The organism is Methylobacterium nigriterrae (assembly GCF_037106235.1).
Classification (GTDB): domain Bacteria; phylum Pseudomonadota; class Alphaproteobacteria; order Rhizobiales; family Beijerinckiaceae; genus Methylobacterium; species Methylobacterium nigriterrae.
Window position 1 is genome coordinate 1 of record NZ_JBAWTG010000100.1, and the last position, 16,792, is coordinate 16,792.

The following is a 16,792-nucleotide window of genomic DNA, read 5'->3' on the forward strand; positions in this document are numbered from 1 at the left end:
CGCCGAAGAAGGGCAAGGCGTTCTGGGACGCGGAGGTGACCAAGATGATCAAGGTCTACCACGCCCCCATCGGCGAAGCCGACGGCAAGGCCATCGCCGCCTACCTTGCGGATGCGTATTAACATTGGGGTTTTGAAATCAGCACCCGATCGACTGAGTTTGCGCGGTGCGCTACGCGCTCCTTTGAAGTTGCTTGCCGGAAAGGGTCATAGCGAGGACACCAATGTGCCTGTCAAGCTTGCCCAATTCCAGCATGTGTCACAATGCAGTGGGGAAACTCGAGCGTGTTGCGCGAGCAGCATCTTATCAACCCAGAGACCTGCATCCGGTGCAACACGTGCGAACGGCGTTGCCCGACCGGTGCGATCAGCCATGACGAGCGCAATTACGTCGTCAATGCAGACATTTGCAATTTCTGCATGGCGTGCGTTCGACCTTGCCCCACAGGCGCTGTCGACAACTGGTTTATGCTCAACCGCCCGTATACGGTTGCCGAGCAACTGGGCTGGCACCAGTTGCCGCCGAGAGTATCCAAACCGCCTACCATCCTGAGGCCGCCCACCCAGCTTTTCAGGCGCGAGGCACCGGCCGTCGCGACGTTTGTTAGCAGCAAGCGGCTGACGCAGGAGGAGGAGGCATCGGAGGTCCGGCTGATCGTCATAGATTTTGGCGATGTCGCTTTTCCCTTCTTGGAGGGGCAGTGCATTGGCGTGGTCCCGCCGGGTAAGCGATCGGACAGCAGGCCGCGCGGCCTGCGCATCTACTCAATCGCTAGCGCGCGAGATGGCGAGGAGCCGGGAACCAGTACTATGGCTTTGTTCGTGAAGCGGGTGATCGGATCACGGCCAGACGGAAGCGTGTTCCACGGCGTCGCGTCGAATTGGCTGTGCGATCTCCGCCCCGGAGACCGGATCGACGTGGTGGGACCATTCGGGGAAACTTTTCTTCTGCCCGACGACCCGGAGGCCGAGTTGCTGATGATCGGGACGGGCACTGGCCGAGCGCCGTTCCGTGGATTCTTGCAGCGCCGGCTGCGCACGGCTCCGGATGCACTTGGGCGGCAACACATGTTCTTCGGCACCCGGACGCCGCAGATGTTTCCTACCCTTGATTCGCTTCTGTCCAATCCAGAATTTCTTCCTACAAAAGAACTAACCTACTCTGGGGCGGCAGGCTGGGAGCGAGAATATGTCCAAGATCGGATGCGTCAGAGAGCGGGTTCCCTCGCCACCATGCTTCGGAACGACCACTTACATATCTACATTTGCGGCTCGCGCGGTCTCGAGGAGGACGTGGATGTCGCGCTGGCAGAGATCAGTCAGGAGCATTGCATCAACTGGCCCGTCTTGCGGCAGACCCTCCACTCCACTGGCCGCTACCATGCCGAGACATACTAGGACCACGGAGCCGCCGCAGATTGCGGACAGGGCTGCGAATCCGAACCCTGTGCTCTGCCGAAGTTAGATCATCTTTCGTAAGGAAAAATGTCTATGCGCTCTCGATTACTCTTGCTCTTGGCGGGGCTGCTGGCGCTCGCGGCCTGCAAGGACAGTACACCGAAGAAGGCGGAACCCACCAATCCGCCGCCTGCGAACACAGTGCCAGCCCCGGCTCCAACACCAGTCCCCCCGGCTTCTCCGAGCACAACTCCTCCCAATCCTACCAGCCCTGCTCCCAGCACGGCACCGGCGCCGCACTGACTGTGCAATTGGTGAAGCTTATAGGGACCGCCGGTGCTTCTGCCGCCCATGCCAGCGTCGCCACAGCGTCAGTCTTTCCAAAAATTTCGACATGGGGAGCCCCGAACGGCACGGCAGCCCTCTCCTCCCTCTCGTAGAGGGCGTCTGCATCAACCGAGCCGCTCTCTCGGCAGGATTGAGACGACCCGGTAGTAAGCATTCTTGGACATTACCTAGGTGCATAGACACGTCCAAGGCGCGTTGAATCGTGACTGCAGAGAGCCGCGGCATTCTCCTCAATCCGCGCGGCAGTCACAAATTCGCCAAAGTAGCATCAAAGCGGCCCTGAATCCCGTTTATATTTTATCTCTATTTATTCTTACAGAACTTCAATGGACTTACATCCAAACCCTGCCAAATTCGCAATGCAATATGTCTTATTTTGCGCTAATCAATGGGCGGCCGAGGAAGTCTTGCGCGAGAGACGCGAGGCCGCCGTGGTCGCCGCGTTCTGCAGAGCGATTTGCAGCACCTGAGAGTATTCTCGCGCGTTCGGACAATCTGGAGTGCGACGTGTTATGCGTCTGTGAAGGGTAGCTCATGTCGTCCAAAGACAGAGCCTGCTCGGAGTTACCCGCGGCAGTCGGGGCAGCCTGAAGAACTCAGTTGGGCCAACCCGGTCTGTCTGTTGTGGGGGAAGCGGTGCTATCCGACAACTTCGATACTGGCAATTGTAGCTGGAATTATGAGCCGCTGCGGGCTGAAGTGTTCAAGCAGTTCAAGTCGGCAGTTTACACGACCGACGCGGATGGCTGGCTGACCTACTACAATGACGCCGCTGCCGATCTCTGGGGCTACCGGCCCGAACTCGGCAAGACTCGCTGGTGCGGCTCTTGGCGGATCTTCACGACAGACGGTGCGCACCTGCCGCTCGATCAGTGCCCGATGGCGGTGGCTCTGAAGGAGGGGCGTGCCGTGCGCGGGGTGCAGACGGTGCTGGAGCGGCCGGATGGAACGCTGATCCCCTTCATGCCGTATCCGACGCCTCTGCGGGATGCATCAGGTGCGATCGTGGCGGGCTCCAACGTGCTTCTGAGCCTCGCTCCTCCCACGGTGCCAAGCATCCCGAATCTTCCCGCCGCGGCGTGGGCAGAAGGACTGCCGGATGAGGTTAGAGCCGTGCTCGAACTGGACGATCTGACGGGCTGCCTCCAAGCCACTTTGGCTGCGCTGGCGGACGCCGAGTTCAGTTTCCAGAGCGACTGCGAACGTCTGGACAATTGGTCAGGATCCGCCGCAGAGAGGGACGGGATCATATGCCAGCTTGAGAGCAAGCGGCAGAGGCAGCGCGACCTGCTGAACCGACGGCTGGCAGATCTTCAACGACGGATCATGCTTTTCACCTCACAAGGAAGGCGCTGAGATCAAAGCCAAGCCCGTGTCCATGACCGGCAGACCTGATGCGCAGCGTCCATCACCTGACCGACGGGCGCAACCTCCTCCCATCGTGCCGGGCGAGCTCGACTATGTCGTGACGGGGCTACTGTCGGGGAGGGGGCGGCTCAGAACCTGCTGCGTAGCAAAACAGCCTGCCTGTCTTTTGCCAAAGCAGGCCTCCGGCTCCGGATGAGCAGCCAAGGGTGTGCGGCCAGACATCAGCGCCTCCATTCCGGTTCGTTCTGGAGGGCTGGCGCTTCCGGCTACTCTTGCTGACGCTCGTCAGCCGCATCCCACTTTCGTGCAACCACCTTGCCAACGAAGGGCAGCTTTGTGAGAGGCCAGCTCTCGTCGCGATGCACTGCTGAGTGCTGGCCGGGATTGGAGGGAACGTCAACTAAGGGTAAGGGTTCGGAAGGGCAGGGGCTCGCACTGATGTGCTGCTGTGATTTAACTGGTCTCGGGAAAACAGCCGTAAGCTGCCTGAGTTTTTCCGGACCGTCGCGGATCTAGTTTCAATGGGCATGACGACTGGACGTTGAGTCACATTGCGCGATTTAATAAATCGCGATCGTTGACCGGCAGAGCTTCTGCTTTCGCTGCGCCTGCCCGCGAAGCCTCGTCGAAGATGACGAGGTCGAAAAGAGTCTGATTCGGCGGAAGGTACTGCGCGATCGAGCGCAGGCTCATCAGCAGGGAACGGTCCACCCATCCCGTTAATGAACGGTTGCCTTCCCAATTAGTGGACAGTTCCCCTCCGACAAAGGCCTGAAAGCCTGCTCGGCAGGAATCGTAGCGACCAGCTTGTAGTAGTCGAACTGGTACTTTGACTCAAATGGTGACTTAACTTGGAAGAGGTAGATGTTGCGCATTACGCGTCCATCCTCACGAACCGAGCCGTTCTTAGTGAAGAAATCATTGATCGGCAGTTCCTTCATCTTTTGAACAACCTTGGTGGCGTCGTCAGTCCCAGCTGCCTCGATGGCCTTTAAGTAATGCGTGACCGCGCCGTAGACGCCGGCATTGGGCATAGTTGGCACCTTGTTGACGCGCGCGAGGAACCGCTTCGTCCACGCCCGCGTCTCGTCGGTCATATCCCAGTAAAACGCCGAGGCCAGAAGCAGGCCCTGGGCGTTCTGCAAACCCAAACTGTGGACATCAGAGATGTAGGTCAGGAGCCCGACGATCTGTTGGTTCTGCGTGATGCCGAACTCGTTTGCCTGTTTGATGGAATTGACGGTATCACCGCCAGCGTTGGCGAGGGCGATCACCTTCGCGCCCGAGGCTTGCGCTTGAAGCAAGAACGAGGAGAGATCCGGAGTATCCTGCGGGTGGCGGACAGTGCCGAGAACCTTTCCTGCGGCTGCCTTCACCACTGCCATGGCATCGCGCTCGAGCGCGTGACCAAAGGCATAGTCCGCGGTGATAAAGAACCAAGTATCGGCCCCACGCTTCAGTAGTGCACCGCCGGTCGCGTGGGAAAGTGCGTAGGTATCGTAAGTCCAATGCACGCTGACCGGTGAGCAGGCCTTTCCGGTCAGATCAGACGAGCCCGAGGACGAGATCAGGAAGACACGGTTCTTTTGCCGCGTAATGTCCTGAACGGCGAAGGCGATTGACGAGACGGGTACGTCGACGATGACATCCACCTGCTCACGATCGATCCACTGGCGGGTGATGCTGGCGCCGATATCCGGTTTATTCTGGTGGTCGGCGGAAACGACTTCGATGCGCTTGCCGAGTACGGTGCCGCCGAAGTCCTCGACCGCCATCCTGGCGGCCGTGACGGAGCCGATGCCACTTAGGTCGGAGTAAAGGCCGTTCATGTCCACGAGCACGCCAATCTTGACCACGTCGTCCGAAATCTGCGCGATAGCGCCGGTGGTAAGAACGGTGCAAGTCGCCGCGGCGATGAGAGTGCGTTTCCAGTTTTTCAAGGCGTTCCTCCTGTCTGATTTGTAGCAATCTAACCAGTCGCTGGGGCAGGTTTAACTCGGCAGTTCACCGGAACCACGTGACCATCCCAACAGCAGCCAAGGAGCAAGCTAAGCCCACTGCAAACAGCTGGCCGTGAGAGCCGGTATGGGCAAAAACAAGTGCGAGAGCGAGGGAACTCACCGCTTGCGAGATAGCAAAGCTGGCCGTCGCGTATTGCCATATGACTCCTGCAGTCTCACCTGCGATCTCACGTGCTCGGCCGAGTACCACTGCTGTCGCCCCGATCCCTCCAAATCCTCCTAGAAATGCGCCCAGAAGCAGGCAGAAGGACGGGGGCGCTAACACGAGCGCGACCGCGAACGTCTGGAAAGCGAACCACATCTGGATGGTTCTTGCGCCTCCCCAGCGATCGACTGCGCGCCCGGCTGCAAGTGTTCCCGAAAGAGCACCGAGGCCAAAGAGCAACAATGCGTAGGTGGCGAAGCTAAATGTGTGGCCCTGGCCTCGAACCGCCAGATCTGCGAGATAGACCATATGCGGAACCATGCCGGCGCCCGCTATTCCGTAAGCTAATATCAGAACGGTCGCGCTGCCGAAGTTGGCTCCCTTCGGTTGCTCAAAAATCTCCGTCCTCGGCCAGGCCGGCCGAGCGAACGCCCAAAGAATGACGATGCAGGCTGCGAGAACAATCCAAGCGGCCGGTAGACCCCAGTTTAGGATCGGCGGGATCGCGAGTGCCGTGACAATGATCCCGGTCCCAACGCCCGAAATGACAACGCCACCTGCGGTGCCGCGTTGGGCGGGTTCCACGACGGCCTGCACCGCCGGGCCAGCAAGGGACATGAGGACACCGCCAGAAACTCCGGCGGCGCTACGCCAGATCGCCAACCAGACCAGGCCGCCATTCCAGCCGCAGGCAAAGAAGGAAAGCGCTGTCAGCAACATACCGCAATCGAGCGAGCGCGGGACTCCGATGTGCTTCGCTAGGAGACGGCCGCCAGACACTCCAATGAGGTAGCCCATCAAATTGAAAGCGCCCAGCAGACCCGCGCCACCTCCATCCAGCCACTGGGCTGTGACCATGACTGGGAATAGAGTCAGATAGGCAAAGCGGGCGAGGCCGACGCCAACAAAGGTTGCTGAGGCGCCGGAGAGAGCAGGACGAAGGAACCACAGGTTCGCGTCGCTGGTCGAATCGAATAAAGATCGGTGGCTGGGACCGGCGGGGTCTTTCATAGGCGGTCTCATTCACGTTTGCGACTTCATACTATTCCTTCCTTCCAGACGGCCGATCCAAGCGGAAGCCGAGCTTTACACCTACCTGAAAATGACCGATCGAGCCGTCACTCTCGACATGCCCTCGTATTTCGGTGACCTGACACCACTCAAGATGGCGAATTGTCAGCTGTGCGGACGCAACCGCCTGCCGGATTGCGTCATCGATCGAGTGCTGTGACGAACCATAGATTTCAGTTACGGGGTAAACGTGGCTCATGACCATCTCCATCGTTGCTCAGGCATATTCCAGAACGGCAACGCTCGCTGGTAGACCTGAGCGTCAAGAGCGCGTCTCGCCACCGATGCAACGGGTGGCGGCCGCCGCAGTTCGGATCAAACGGCCCGAAATGGCCTCAATAGTCTCGCGGGATACTTCTCCTTCAGGGCCCCATATGGTGATTCCCAAAACAACGTTACCGGACGCGTTGAAAACGGGAGCCTGAGCGAAGTGGAACTCGTATTGCCTATCATCTCCTAGTGCTCCGGGGTTGTAACTGCCGGCGGCGTCCGCGAGGAGTTGACGAAGCTCCTTCTCCGTTACTGTGGCGTCGCCAATGCTGGTCAGGAAGGCCGCACGCTCCCATTTCAGGCTCGCCTCATGACCGAAGCCGACAGCGCAGCCGCGAGAGCGAATATTCTCGATCATCCGCAGGCATGACTGGCGGTCCAGAGAGGCATCGCCCCCGCAACGAGAGAGCCACTCGGACTGCTCCTCCGGCGTTCCCCAAGCCGCGAAAACACCACCGACCGGTGGCATAAACGGCAGCCGCTGGCCGACACGGGTGGGGAAGTCCACTGCACGCGACCGTCCGAACGAACCGACAAGATTGATTTCGCCCTTCACCAGGGCGACCGCGGTCACCTCGGTGTCGAACTCGCTTGCCAGCCCCTCAAGCATGGGCCGAATGCGATCGAGCAGCCTCAGCTTATCGAGGATCTCGGCCTCACCGCTGATCATGGATTGGGCGGTGAATGTACCGTAGCCACCACGGTAGAACAGAAGCGGCGTACCTGCCGCACCGAGAGCGAGATCCAGGACCCGGCCCAGCACGATCAGATGGTCGCCTGCCTCGTACTCGGTCTCCTTCACGCACTCGATCTGCGCAATGGAGCCGGCAATCACAGGATTGCCGAGGTCGGAGCGGCTCCAATTGATCTCCGCGAACTTGTCGGGCCGCTTCGATGCGAGGTCGCGACAAACGGCGAGCTGGTGGGCACCCAGGATGTTCACGCAGAATTTGTCGAATTGCTGCAGCTTTAGCCAACTTGACGATTTCTTGTCGGGCATGAAGGAGATCAGCGGTGGATCGAGCGAGGTCGAGCCGAAGCTTCCGACGACCATTCCGACAGGAGTGCCATCCACGCTGCAAGCCGTGATAACAGCGACGCCGGTGGGATACTGTCCGAGGACCTCGCGAAAGCGACTGGCCGAGATGGCCGAGGACGACGATTCCATCTTGATCCCTTTCCAAAGCTTGAGAGCGGTAACGGCTACGGTGATGAGATTGGCGACGGAGAGTTAACCTGACTGGGCTTTTGGATCGGACCCAGTGAGAGGCGACTGCATGGCTGTGGCCAAGGGCAGCCGGAAGGGCAGACCCGGCGAATGAGCTTCGTCAGCCACCGATGCCGGCTTCAACTTTTGCGATTTCCCGCAGCGGCAGCGCGATAGCCAGCGATCCGTCCATGGATTCCCGACCGCGCTGCCGAACGCACGAGGCCCGCCAGATCTCGGTCGCCGGCGGCTTGATCCTGCCGAACGTTGGTGAGGAGATCGCCCATGGCCGAAGCGCTGAGATCCTTGATGCCCGCTTCAACCTCCGCGATGATGCCGTCCCACGCCTCACGTTCCTCGAGGTGGGTCAGCAGACCTGCTTCCCGCGCTTCAACCCCGCTGAGTGTCGCGTTCGCGAGCAGAATCTCTCGCGCCCTCTGTTCTCCGAGAAGGCATCCGAGCCTGCGGGTGCCGAGAGCAATGCCGAAGCGATAGCCGGGAAAGCGGAAACGGCAGCCGGGCGCACCCAGCCGGTAGGTCGACGACGCTACCAAATCCGCACCTGCGCCGAAGACCGCCCCATGAACACAAGCGATCGTCACGAAGGGACCGCGCCAGAGTAGCTGAAGCACCTGCTCGATCCGGACGAAACGCAGGAGCAGGTCTCCCTCCGATAAGCCATCGACGCCGGTGAAGTCAAAGCCGCCGCAGAAGTTTTTCCCATTTGCGTCCAGTACGACGAGACGGATACCAGTTTCCGCTGCCTCTTGGAGGGCCGAGAGCAATGCATTGCAGAGTGCGTCATCGACCGCGTTTGCCTGATCCGATCGATTGAGCGTCAAGCGCAGGCCGTCGGGCCCGAGATTGGCGACGATGACCGGTTCGCTCATCGTCCGCTCTCCTTAGTCCAATCCTGTGCGACCTCCTTCGTGTGCTCACCTAAGCTCGGCGGCGGCCGACCGATCTTGAACTCGAAGTCGCTGATCGCGATGGGAAAGCCTACGGTGGTTGTACGGGCTCCGTTGGGTAGCGTGAGGTCGTGGAGCAAGCCCATCGCACCGACGTGCGGATCGGCCAGGATCGAGTCGAAGCTGTTCACCGGCGCGCAGGGGATACCCTGGGTATCGAGTTCCGTGAGCCATTGAGCACGGGGACGAGTGCTGAAGATCGGCTGGACAATGTCGAACAGCTCGCCTTGATGGCGGGCGCGTAGCTCCTGTGTCTTGAACCGCGGGTCGGCAGTAAGCTCTTCCATTCCTACGACGCTGCAGAACTTCCGCCAAAGTTCCTGGTTTCCAGCTGCGACTACGAAAGGGGCGTCCTCTGCGTCGAAGCCGCGGTAAGGGGCGTTGCGCGGGTGTGCCGAGCCGAGGCGACGCGGCACGGCACCGGTGCCGAAGTACTCGCTCGTCTGGAGTGCGGAGATCCCCAAGAGACTGCCCAGCATCGAGCAGTCGATGAAGGCGCCCTTGCCCGTCTCTGCCACTTGTCGAAGTACCGCCGAGATGCAGTAGGCGGCGTACAGACCGGCGCAGAAATCACCGACGGGAACGCCGCACTTGACGGGCGAGCCATCGGGCTCGCCCGTCACGCTCATCAAGCCGCTGATGGCTTGGACGGTGACGTCGAAGGCACCCTTCTTTGCATAGGGGCCCAACTGACCATAACCCGAGATCGAGCAGTAGACGATGCGGGGGTTCACCTCGGCCACAGCCTCGTAGCCAAGACCCAGACGCTTCAGGACGCCCGGCCGGAAGTTCTCGACAATGACGTCGGCCGCTCGACAGAGATCCCGAAGGCGGGCAATCTCGGCAGGATCCTTGAGATCGACGGCGATGCTGCGCTTGTTCCGATTCAGCGAGGCGAAGTTGCCGCTGAAGCGGGCGGCATCCTCCGCCCCCTCCGCCGCCATTAGCGGTGGCCAGTCGCGCATGCCGTCGCCGCCGTCCGGCCGCTCGACCTTCACCACGTCGGCACCGAGGTCGGCCAGGAGCATGCCGACGTAAGGACCGGCTGCAATCTGGCCGAACTCGAGGACACGGAGTCCAGAAAGGGGTCCGTTACTAATGCTGCTCATGACCGTAAGCCTGCCTGCTTCATCAGAGGAAGAACGTTGTTGCCGAAGTACTCGAGGTCCGGCAGGTAATCGAAGAAGTTCACCTGCACCCCGTCGCAGCCCGCTGCATGCAGCTTCACGAAGCCTTCGACGATCTGCTCAGGGGTGCCGACCAGGTGGACGTTGCCGCCGATGACCCACTGAGCCCGGCTGTGCCCGCGCCAAGACTTCGTGTCGCCGCCCACGAAGGTCTGCACGAAGTTGTCGGCTGCAACCGGATCCTCGTGCTCCAGGATGCGCCGGTAGGCCTCCTGCGCCTCCTTCTCTGTCGGGCGGCAGATGACGTGCGGGTTGATGATTGTCTTGACCTTCCGTCCGTAGGAAGCAGCGAGCTCCTTGATGCGGGCATTGACGGGCGGCAGCGTCTCGTAGGCCTTGGACGGCTCGGCGCCACCCGGGCTCGTGATGAAGATGAAATCCGAGTGCTTGGCCGCGTATTCCAGCCCCGCCCCCGACGAGGCCGCATTGACAAGGAAGGGACGGCGGGCACCCGGCTGCGGCGCAAGGAAGGCCTTCTCGGTTTTCCACCAGCGCCCCTCAAAGGTCAGGTCCTCATCCTCGGCCCAAAGCCGCTCCATGATCGTCGTGAACTCGTCGGCCATGTCGTAGCGCAGATCGTGCTCGATCATGTCGAGGCCGAACATGCGGTACTCGCTCGGCTTGTAGCCTGTGACGACGTTGACGCCCCAACGGCCGCCGCTGATGTGATCGAGCGCCGCGCCGAACTTAGCGAGATGCAGCGGGTGCCAGGCGTAGAGGATGTGGACCGTGTTGATGAGCACGATCTTCTTCGTCTTCGCTGCAAGCGCGGTATTGACAATGATAGGATCGAGCTCGTGCTCCCGGAAGCGCATCTCGCCGCCGTATCCGCCCTTACTCATCCATTGCGCGAGGCCGAAGGCGAGGTCGAACCCGAATTCCTCGGCCTTCACTGCACACTGGGCAAGATAGTCGAAGGTCCAAGAGGTGGTTCTTGGAGCGCGGGAGGGACTCCAAGCCCCCTCCTGCATCGGCAGAAAGAGACCGAGAACTAGCTTATTCTTGGGCAGCCTATCGAGCGGCGAGGGCGCCTCGACGTGAGTGCGGGGTCCCCCGGCTGTGTAGCGCATCAGCGTGGTAGCGTCGTTTGACATGATCTGAACTCCAATCTGCGGAAAGGTTGATTAGGAGGCGACTGAAGGCGAGACGGAGATGCCTGGCTCTGGCCGGTCATCGACGATTGATATGTCGTGCGCCCCGTAGTCCTCATGAGACCGATCGCGGAGGAAGGCAGCGGAAACGAGGCTGATGAAGGCGATCACCGCAAGGTATGAACTGATTGCGGTCGAGGTGCCATATGTATGAAGCAGCCAAGTTGCGATGATTGGTGCAGGGCCGCCCGAAGTGAGGGACGCTAGCTGATAGCCAATGGAACAACCGCTGTAGCGGACGCTTGGCGGAAAGCTCTCGGCGATGAAGGCCGCCTGTGGTCCATACTGCATATCGTGGACGACGAGCGAGAGCATGACTGCGACCACAATCACCGCGGGCACGGCCGTGTTGAGCATCCAGTAGTACGGGAAAGCGAAGAGCAGCATCGTCGCAGCTCCAATCAAGTACATTCGCTTGCGCCCGATCCGATCGGAGATATAGCCGAACAAAGGTGTCGTCACGAGGGACAGACAAGACGCCGCGAGCACCGCGTTGAAGAGGAACGGTCGCTCCAAGTGAAGCGTACCGGTGCCATAGGAGAGTAGGAATGTGGTGAAAATCACGAACGGGGCCTGCTGACCGGTCCGGATCAGGCAGGTCAGAAGGATCTCGCGCCAATGAAATCGGACAGCGTCGAGCACAGGGGCCTTGGCGATCTGCTTCTTTTTCTTCATTTCCTGGAAGACGGGAGTCTCCAGTACACCCAGCCGGATCCAGAGTCCGACGCCAATCAACACCGCGCTGAACAGGAACGGAAGTCGCCAGCCAATTGTCTCGAACCATTCCGCGGATCCGGCATGCGTCACTGCCGTGAGGACGATGACTGCGAGGAGAAGACCGAGCGGTGAGCCGAACTGAGGCCAGCTTCCCGCAAGGCCGCGCTTCTTGTTGAAAGCGGACCATTCGGTTGCGACGGAGATCGCTCCGCCCCACTCACCGCCGACACCCACGCCTTGCAGGACTCGCAAAAAGGTCAAAGCAACCGCACCCCAGATCCCGATCGACTCGTAAGTCGGGATGAGGCCGATCAGGACCGTACTGACACCCATGAGCATCAGTGTGGCCACAAGCGTACCTTTACGACCGATCCGGTCGCCATAGTGTCCGAAGATGAGGGCCCCGAACGGACGGGCAACGAAGCCTAGGAAGAACGTCGAGAAGGAAAGAAGCGTGGCCGCAAATGGCTCGTGAGAGGGAAAGTAAAGCTTTCCAAAAATAAGAGCTGCTACGAGACCGTATAAATAGAAATCATACCATTCGATCATCGTTCCGATCGTTGCGGCGATGACGGCGCGTCGTGCGTGTCTGGCCTGCGCACTATCATGGCCAGGCTTTCCCAGTGCAATGGCTGTCATAGTTTCCACCCGTATAACTGCCGCGGATCATTTATTTTTTATTTTTCATCATTGGCTTTGGCTTCGATTAGGCCTTAGTCGATCGTAGAAAAAGCGGATTTGTCAATCACGCGTACTCAAGTTGGGCTTGTTGAAGGCCGCAGAACCGACCCTCGTGATAGAGAAGCGGTGGTTTGCTGCTTACATCGCATGACACGATTTGCCCGATGAAGATCGTGTGCGTGCCGAAGTCAGTTTCCTTCACAACGGAGCATTCCAAATATGCGTCGGCATCGCAAATGATGGGGCATCCAGTCCGCCCGATCCAGTGATCGATTTCGGCGAAGGGATCAGCGCTCTTCGATGCAAAGTGGCTTGCGATGTCCTCCTGCTCGCTCGAAAGTACATTCACTCCGAATGCTTGCGAGCGGCTGATCAGAGCGTGGGATCGGCTGGACTTGTTTACGATGATGAGAACGCTCGGGGGATCGGCCGACACACTACAAACCGCAGTCGCCGTCATGCCGTTCTTCGTCTCGCCGTCCACGGAGGTGATGACGTTGACGCAGGCGGCGAAGCGCCTCATGACGGGTTTGAACTCTTCGTTTGAAATTCGTGCGGCACTAGGCATGGCCATACTCTTCCTCGGTGCGTGTCTTGATATGAAGTACCTTGATTCAACGAAGTAGTGTTCGCTGAAAACGACGCTTTTATTGTCGTACCGGACGGCGTGCTTGCACCGATTGCGGTATTCTTCGTAACCACCCTAACAGCATCTTAATGCATGAAAAGCGAATTCTTTCGCATATCTGCGTTCGAAAAAAACGAATTGACCATGCGGAGTGCCAAGAACCGGAATTTTGTTGCAGTCTGGGTTCCGGGCCGGTAACCGTGCGTGGGCTAAGATGACCCAGGGGCAGCGAAGTCCATCCTGGCCCGGTGCACACTGGTCCGCATGCATCCGTGGGGCTTATCCGGCTGGCGGTTCCCTGGGTGCCGGAAGGCGAAGAGATTCGTGAACATCAAGCAGCTTGAAACCTTTCTGGAGATTGCCCGATGCGGAAGTTTCACCGGTGCAGCCGAGCGATTGAATGCGACCCCGTCGACCGTCTCAGCTCGGATCCAGGAGCTCGAGCAGGATCTCGGAGTGTCGCTGTTTGATCGTTCGGCGCGAAAGACGCGATTGACGGTGAAAGGCCGTGAACTTCAGATTTACGCGGAGCGTGCTATTGCCGCGTGTTCCGAGATCCGTTTGCGGGTTGGTACTGGGGAGGCTTTGTCAGGCCTCGTTCGTCTCGGCGTGGCAGAATTAGTAGCCGTGACCTGGCTGCCGGATTTCGTCGAATTGATTCACCAGAACTATCCGCGACTGACATTGGAGTTTAATGTCGCTCTTACCCTCGACCTCCAACAATTAATTGCAGACGGTGAGATTGATCTTGCTTTGATGCCAGGCTCGCATTTTGACTCTCATCTCTCTGCCCGATCGCTCGGCTGCGTCCGCTTCGCGTGGATGGCGGGACAGGCGGTTCCGTTGCCGGACCGAGTGGTCGAGCCTTCGGACTTCCGCGACCTTCGTGTCCTTTCTCTGGGAAAGAGCAGCTTCCATCACCGCACCGTCGAGCATTGGCTGAGCGTGCGCGGACACGAAGCAAGGGCGGTCGATCTCTGCAACAGCATGGGAGCAATCGCGTCGCTGACACAGGCCGGTGTCGGGGTCAGTCTCCTTCCGGTTCAGTGCTACCAACGAGAAATCGTTTCGGGTTCTCTCCGGGTAATCGAAACGCAGCCGGAGGGACCCATGGTTGAATTCTTCTCCGTGTACGCCCTGCACTCTTCGACATCGATTCCGCGCCTGATGACCGAAATGGCCGTGCGAGCGAGCACCTTCGAGGTTTCGGCACAAACTCGCGCCGAGACTTAGCAGTGGGCTTCCTGCTGCCTGATCCAGGTTGTCGAACGACGCTCGCTGCAGGGAGCAGCGATACAACGACAACTCCGACCGCGGATCGGCAATGAAACCATCGCGGTTTGGCATCTTGACGTTTGGCAACGTCTTTGCGTCGAGGATCTGATCTTGGCCGATGACTCCTCTAGTCCTGGTTCGGATCCAGGTCCCCCAGCCATCGCTTTAAGCCTGCTAGGTTAATGACTTAGCGGGTTTTTTAGTGTCCTCCCCTGCCCCATTCGGGGACGCTCCAGCGCGTTGGCAGCAGCGAGACCGGCCGGAACCGAGGAGCGATGCGCCAATTGGCTCTTGAGGAGGGGATCGCATGGCCAATCCCGGCTCACCTGATCTGGACCCGACCGAAATCGATCCGATCGGTCCGATTTCTCCGGCGTCGCCTGATGAGGCTCCCGCCGCCTCGCCCGACTTGGCCGAGCCTCCGCTCGATATCAACGCGGGCGTTCCGGAGCCGCTGAAGAGCGACATCATCCCGGGCGAGCGGCCTGCCGACATGCCGTCGCCGGATAAGTGACGCCTCGGCCGCTCAGGTGGCTGGAGTTCGCGTCGCCATGCCTCGTGAGTGGGACATGCGCAGGGCGCATGCGCGTTCCAAAGGGGCCTTAGAGGCCGGACCAGCTCGCGTTCCAAATCGCAGGAGCATCCGTCTGGAACGGGCTCTCGGCGCGTCTGGAACGGTCCACATGGGCAAGCCCTATTGGAACGACACGGTGCTGAGCCCTCGGCTCACTGGCTCCATCCCGCCTTGATGGCCTGAGTAACCTCTTCGACGAAGACGCGCGTCTTCGTCGGCACGAGACGGCCGGGCGGCAGGATCGCATAGACACCGCCTTCCTCTTTCCCACCCCAGCCCGGTAGGACCTCGATGAGCTGGCCCGCGCGGATCGCGGGTCCGGCCAGCCAGTGGGCCGTGAGGGTGATGCCGGCGCCGTCGATTGCCGCCATGAGCGGCACCTCGGAATGGTCGGCGATGAGGGAGCAGGCGGGTCGCACCGTCCGGCGCGTGCCGTCCTTCATCAGCGGCCAGTCGGGCCATGCGGCGTGGCCCGTGAACCCCAGGCAGGCATGGTCCACGAGGTCGGTGGGCGCCTGCGGCGTGCCGTGTGCTGCGAGGTAGCTCGGAGCGGCGACGAGCAGGTTCCGGTAGGAGGCCAGCCTGCGCGCGGTGAGCGAGCTGTCGCGCAGCCCCCGGGCACCGACCCGGATCGCAACGTCGAACCCTTCCGCAACGACATCGACGAAGCGGTCGGTGAAGCGCGCGTCGATGCGGATCTGCGGGTGGCGGGCGAGGAAGGACGGCAGCAGCGGGGCGATCCATTGCCGCCCGAAGGTCACGGGCACCGACACCCTCACGAGACCCTGCGGGCTCGCCGCGAAGTCGCTGGCTTCCTGGCTGGCGCTCGCCAGTTCATCGAGGAGCGCCTGAACCCGACGGCAGTAGATCGCGCCGACCTCCGTCAGGGCAACGCGCCGCGTGGTGCGCGAAAGCAGCCGCACGCCGAGGCGCTGCTCAAGCTGGCTCACCCGTCGCGAAACGACCGAGGCATCGCGCCCGAGTTTCTTCGAAGCCTCGGCGAAGCTCCCGGCTTCGGCCACGGCGACGAAGGCGGCCAGTTCCTCCAGCCCGCCCGGCTCCAGCAATTCCTGCATCGCTCACACGAGTGAAATGCGGCCAGACTGGATTAATCCGGCCTCGCGCAGGGTTTATTTGAGCGCCATCGAAACGTCGAGGAGATGATGTGAGCGGCGTTGTTAATCCGGCTCGGAAAGGCAAAGTCGTCGAGCGTGCCACCTCGACACTCCAGCCAAGCCAGGATGCTGGTGCGAGCGGGTGCGAGAAGCTCGAATTGCACGGGTCGGCCGGTCTTGTGCTGCACGATCGTGGCCCGGGAGCGAGCCCGACCGCCGCTGATCAGATCGCAGACCTTGAGCCTGACGAGGTCGCAGCCGCGCAGCTTGCTGTCGATCGCGAGTTAGGCGCCGGACTCACAACCAGTAGCTGACGGTCGCAGCAAGGCAGACGGCAGCGAGGTAGTTCGTGGCCAAGCGGTCGTAACGGGTGGCGATACGGCGGAAGTCCTTGAGGCGACCGAACATCCGCTCGATGGCGTTGCGGCCGCGATAGAGCACGGGCGAGAAGCACGGCTTCCAACACCGGTTGACCTTGGGCGGGATGTTGGGGGCTGCCCCTGTCGCTTCGATCTGCCGGCGGATGGCGTCGCTGTCGTAACCTTTGTCGGCCAGTAGGAGTCGGCAGGTAGGCAGGCGCTCCAAGAGGATTGCCCCGGCCTTGCAGTCGGCCACCTGTCCGCCGGTCAGCAGGAAAGCGAGCGGCCGGCAGAAGCGGTCGGTGAGCGC

At 60.6% G+C, this 16,792-nt stretch carries 16 protein-coding genes and 2 pseudogenes; 5 read left to right on the plus strand and 13 right to left on the minus strand.

Going from position 1 to position 16,792, the window contains the following annotated elements; all coding sequences use genetic code 11:
- The 3 genes and pseudogenes from WDW90_RS28075 to WDW90_RS28085 all read left to right on the plus strand — a co-directional run.
- A pseudogene (locus WDW90_RS28075) lies at positions 1-122 on the plus strand (cytochrome c); the annotation flags it as partial.
- Positions 123-284: 162 nt separating this feature from the next.
- Complete coding sequence (locus tag WDW90_RS28080) at positions 285-1,397, plus strand: 4Fe-4S binding protein (RefSeq protein ID WP_336490799.1); 1,113 nt, start codon at positions 285-287, stop codon at positions 1,395-1,397.
- A 948-nt stretch (positions 1,398-2,345) separates the two neighbouring features.
- Positions 2,346-3,101: a PAS domain-containing protein gene (locus tag WDW90_RS28085; RefSeq protein WP_336490800.1), complete on the plus strand. Its 756-nt coding sequence runs from the start codon at positions 2,346-2,348 to the stop codon at positions 3,099-3,101.
- Between the two features lie 558 nt (positions 3,102-3,659).
- On the opposite strand, the gene WDW90_RS28090 is transcribed toward WDW90_RS28085, so the two are convergent.
- The 10 genes from WDW90_RS28090 to WDW90_RS28135 all read right to left on the minus strand — a co-directional run bounded on the left by WDW90_RS28090 (position 3,660) and on the right by WDW90_RS28135 (position 13,105).
- Positions 3,660-3,806, minus strand: coding sequence for a DEAD/DEAH box helicase family protein (locus WDW90_RS28090; protein ID WP_336490801.1), 147 nt, complete (start codon positions 3,804-3,806; stop codon positions 3,660-3,662).
- Positions 3,807-3,832: 26 nt separating this feature from the next.
- A complete protein-coding gene (locus WDW90_RS28095; protein WP_336490802.1) occupies positions 3,833-5,053 on the minus strand; it encodes an ABC transporter substrate-binding protein in 1,221 nt (406 codons plus the stop codon).
- A 64-nt stretch (positions 5,054-5,117) separates the two neighbouring features.
- Complete coding sequence (locus tag WDW90_RS28100) at positions 5,118-6,290, minus strand: YbfB/YjiJ family MFS transporter (RefSeq protein ID WP_336490803.1); 1,173 nt, start codon at positions 6,288-6,290, stop codon at positions 5,118-5,120.
- A gap of 31 nt (positions 6,291-6,321) precedes the next feature.
- Positions 6,322-6,549: a dodecin gene (locus WDW90_RS28105; RefSeq protein ID WP_336490804.1), complete on the minus strand. Its 228-nt coding sequence runs from the start codon at positions 6,547-6,549 to the stop codon at positions 6,322-6,324.
- Positions 6,550-6,612: 63 nt separating this feature from the next.
- The gene (locus WDW90_RS28110; RefSeq protein WP_336490805.1) at positions 6,613-7,788 is read right to left on the minus strand and encodes a flavin reductase; all 1,176 of its coding nucleotides are present in this window, start codon (positions 7,786-7,788) and stop codon (positions 6,613-6,615) included.
- 179 nt (positions 7,789-7,967) lie between these two features.
- Positions 7,968-8,717, minus strand: coding sequence for an enoyl-CoA hydratase/isomerase family protein (locus WDW90_RS28115; RefSeq protein WP_336490806.1), 750 nt, complete (start codon positions 8,715-8,717; stop codon positions 7,968-7,970).
- Entirely contained in the window at positions 8,714-9,904 is a 1,191-nt protein-coding gene (locus WDW90_RS28120) for a CaiB/BaiF CoA transferase family protein (RefSeq protein WP_336490807.1), read from the minus strand. The genes WDW90_RS28115 and WDW90_RS28120 overlap by 4 nt, the downstream gene beginning before the upstream one ends.
- Positions 9,901-11,076, minus strand: a complete 1,176-nt coding sequence (locus WDW90_RS28125) for an LLM class flavin-dependent oxidoreductase (RefSeq protein ID WP_336490808.1) — start codon at positions 11,074-11,076, stop codon at positions 9,901-9,903. The genes WDW90_RS28120 and WDW90_RS28125 overlap by 4 nt, the downstream gene beginning before the upstream one ends.
- A gap of 30 nt (positions 11,077-11,106) precedes the next feature.
- Positions 11,107-12,489 (minus strand): MFS transporter, encoded by a 1,383-nt coding sequence (locus WDW90_RS28130; protein WP_336490809.1) that lies wholly within the window; start codon positions 12,487-12,489, stop codon positions 11,107-11,109.
- 106 nt (positions 12,490-12,595) lie between these two features.
- Positions 12,596-13,105: a flavin reductase family protein gene (locus WDW90_RS28135; protein ID WP_336490810.1), complete on the minus strand. Its 510-nt coding sequence runs from the start codon at positions 13,103-13,105 to the stop codon at positions 12,596-12,598.
- 378 nt (positions 13,106-13,483) lie between these two features.
- Here WDW90_RS28135 and WDW90_RS28140 point away from each other — a divergent pair, with 378 nt between their 5' ends.
- Together WDW90_RS28140 and WDW90_RS28145 are read left to right on the plus strand one after the other, a co-directional pair.
- Positions 13,484-14,392 (plus strand): LysR family transcriptional regulator, encoded by a 909-nt coding sequence (locus WDW90_RS28140; RefSeq protein ID WP_336490811.1) that lies wholly within the window; start codon positions 13,484-13,486, stop codon positions 14,390-14,392.
- A gap of 349 nt (positions 14,393-14,741) precedes the next feature.
- Positions 14,742-14,948: a hypothetical protein gene (locus tag WDW90_RS28145; protein WP_336490812.1), complete on the plus strand. Its 207-nt coding sequence runs from the start codon at positions 14,742-14,744 to the stop codon at positions 14,946-14,948.
- Between the two features lie 212 nt (positions 14,949-15,160).
- Here WDW90_RS28145 and WDW90_RS28150 read toward each other — a convergent pair whose 3' ends face one another.
- The 3 genes and pseudogenes from WDW90_RS28150 to WDW90_RS28160 form a co-directional block, all read right to left on the minus strand.
- Positions 15,161-16,084 carry a LysR family transcriptional regulator gene (locus WDW90_RS28150; protein ID WP_336490813.1) on the minus strand — a complete coding sequence of 308 codons (924 nt, stop codon included), beginning with the start codon at positions 16,082-16,084 and terminating at the stop codon, positions 15,161-15,163.
- An 86-nt stretch (positions 16,085-16,170) separates the two neighbouring features.
- Positions 16,171-16,401 (minus strand): annotated as a pseudogene (locus tag WDW90_RS28155) (site-specific integrase); the annotation flags it as partial.
- Between the two features lie 19 nt (positions 16,402-16,420).
- Positions 16,421-16,792: IS5 family transposase (locus WDW90_RS28160; protein ID WP_336490814.1), on the minus strand; the 372-nt coding region annotated here is incomplete at its 5' end.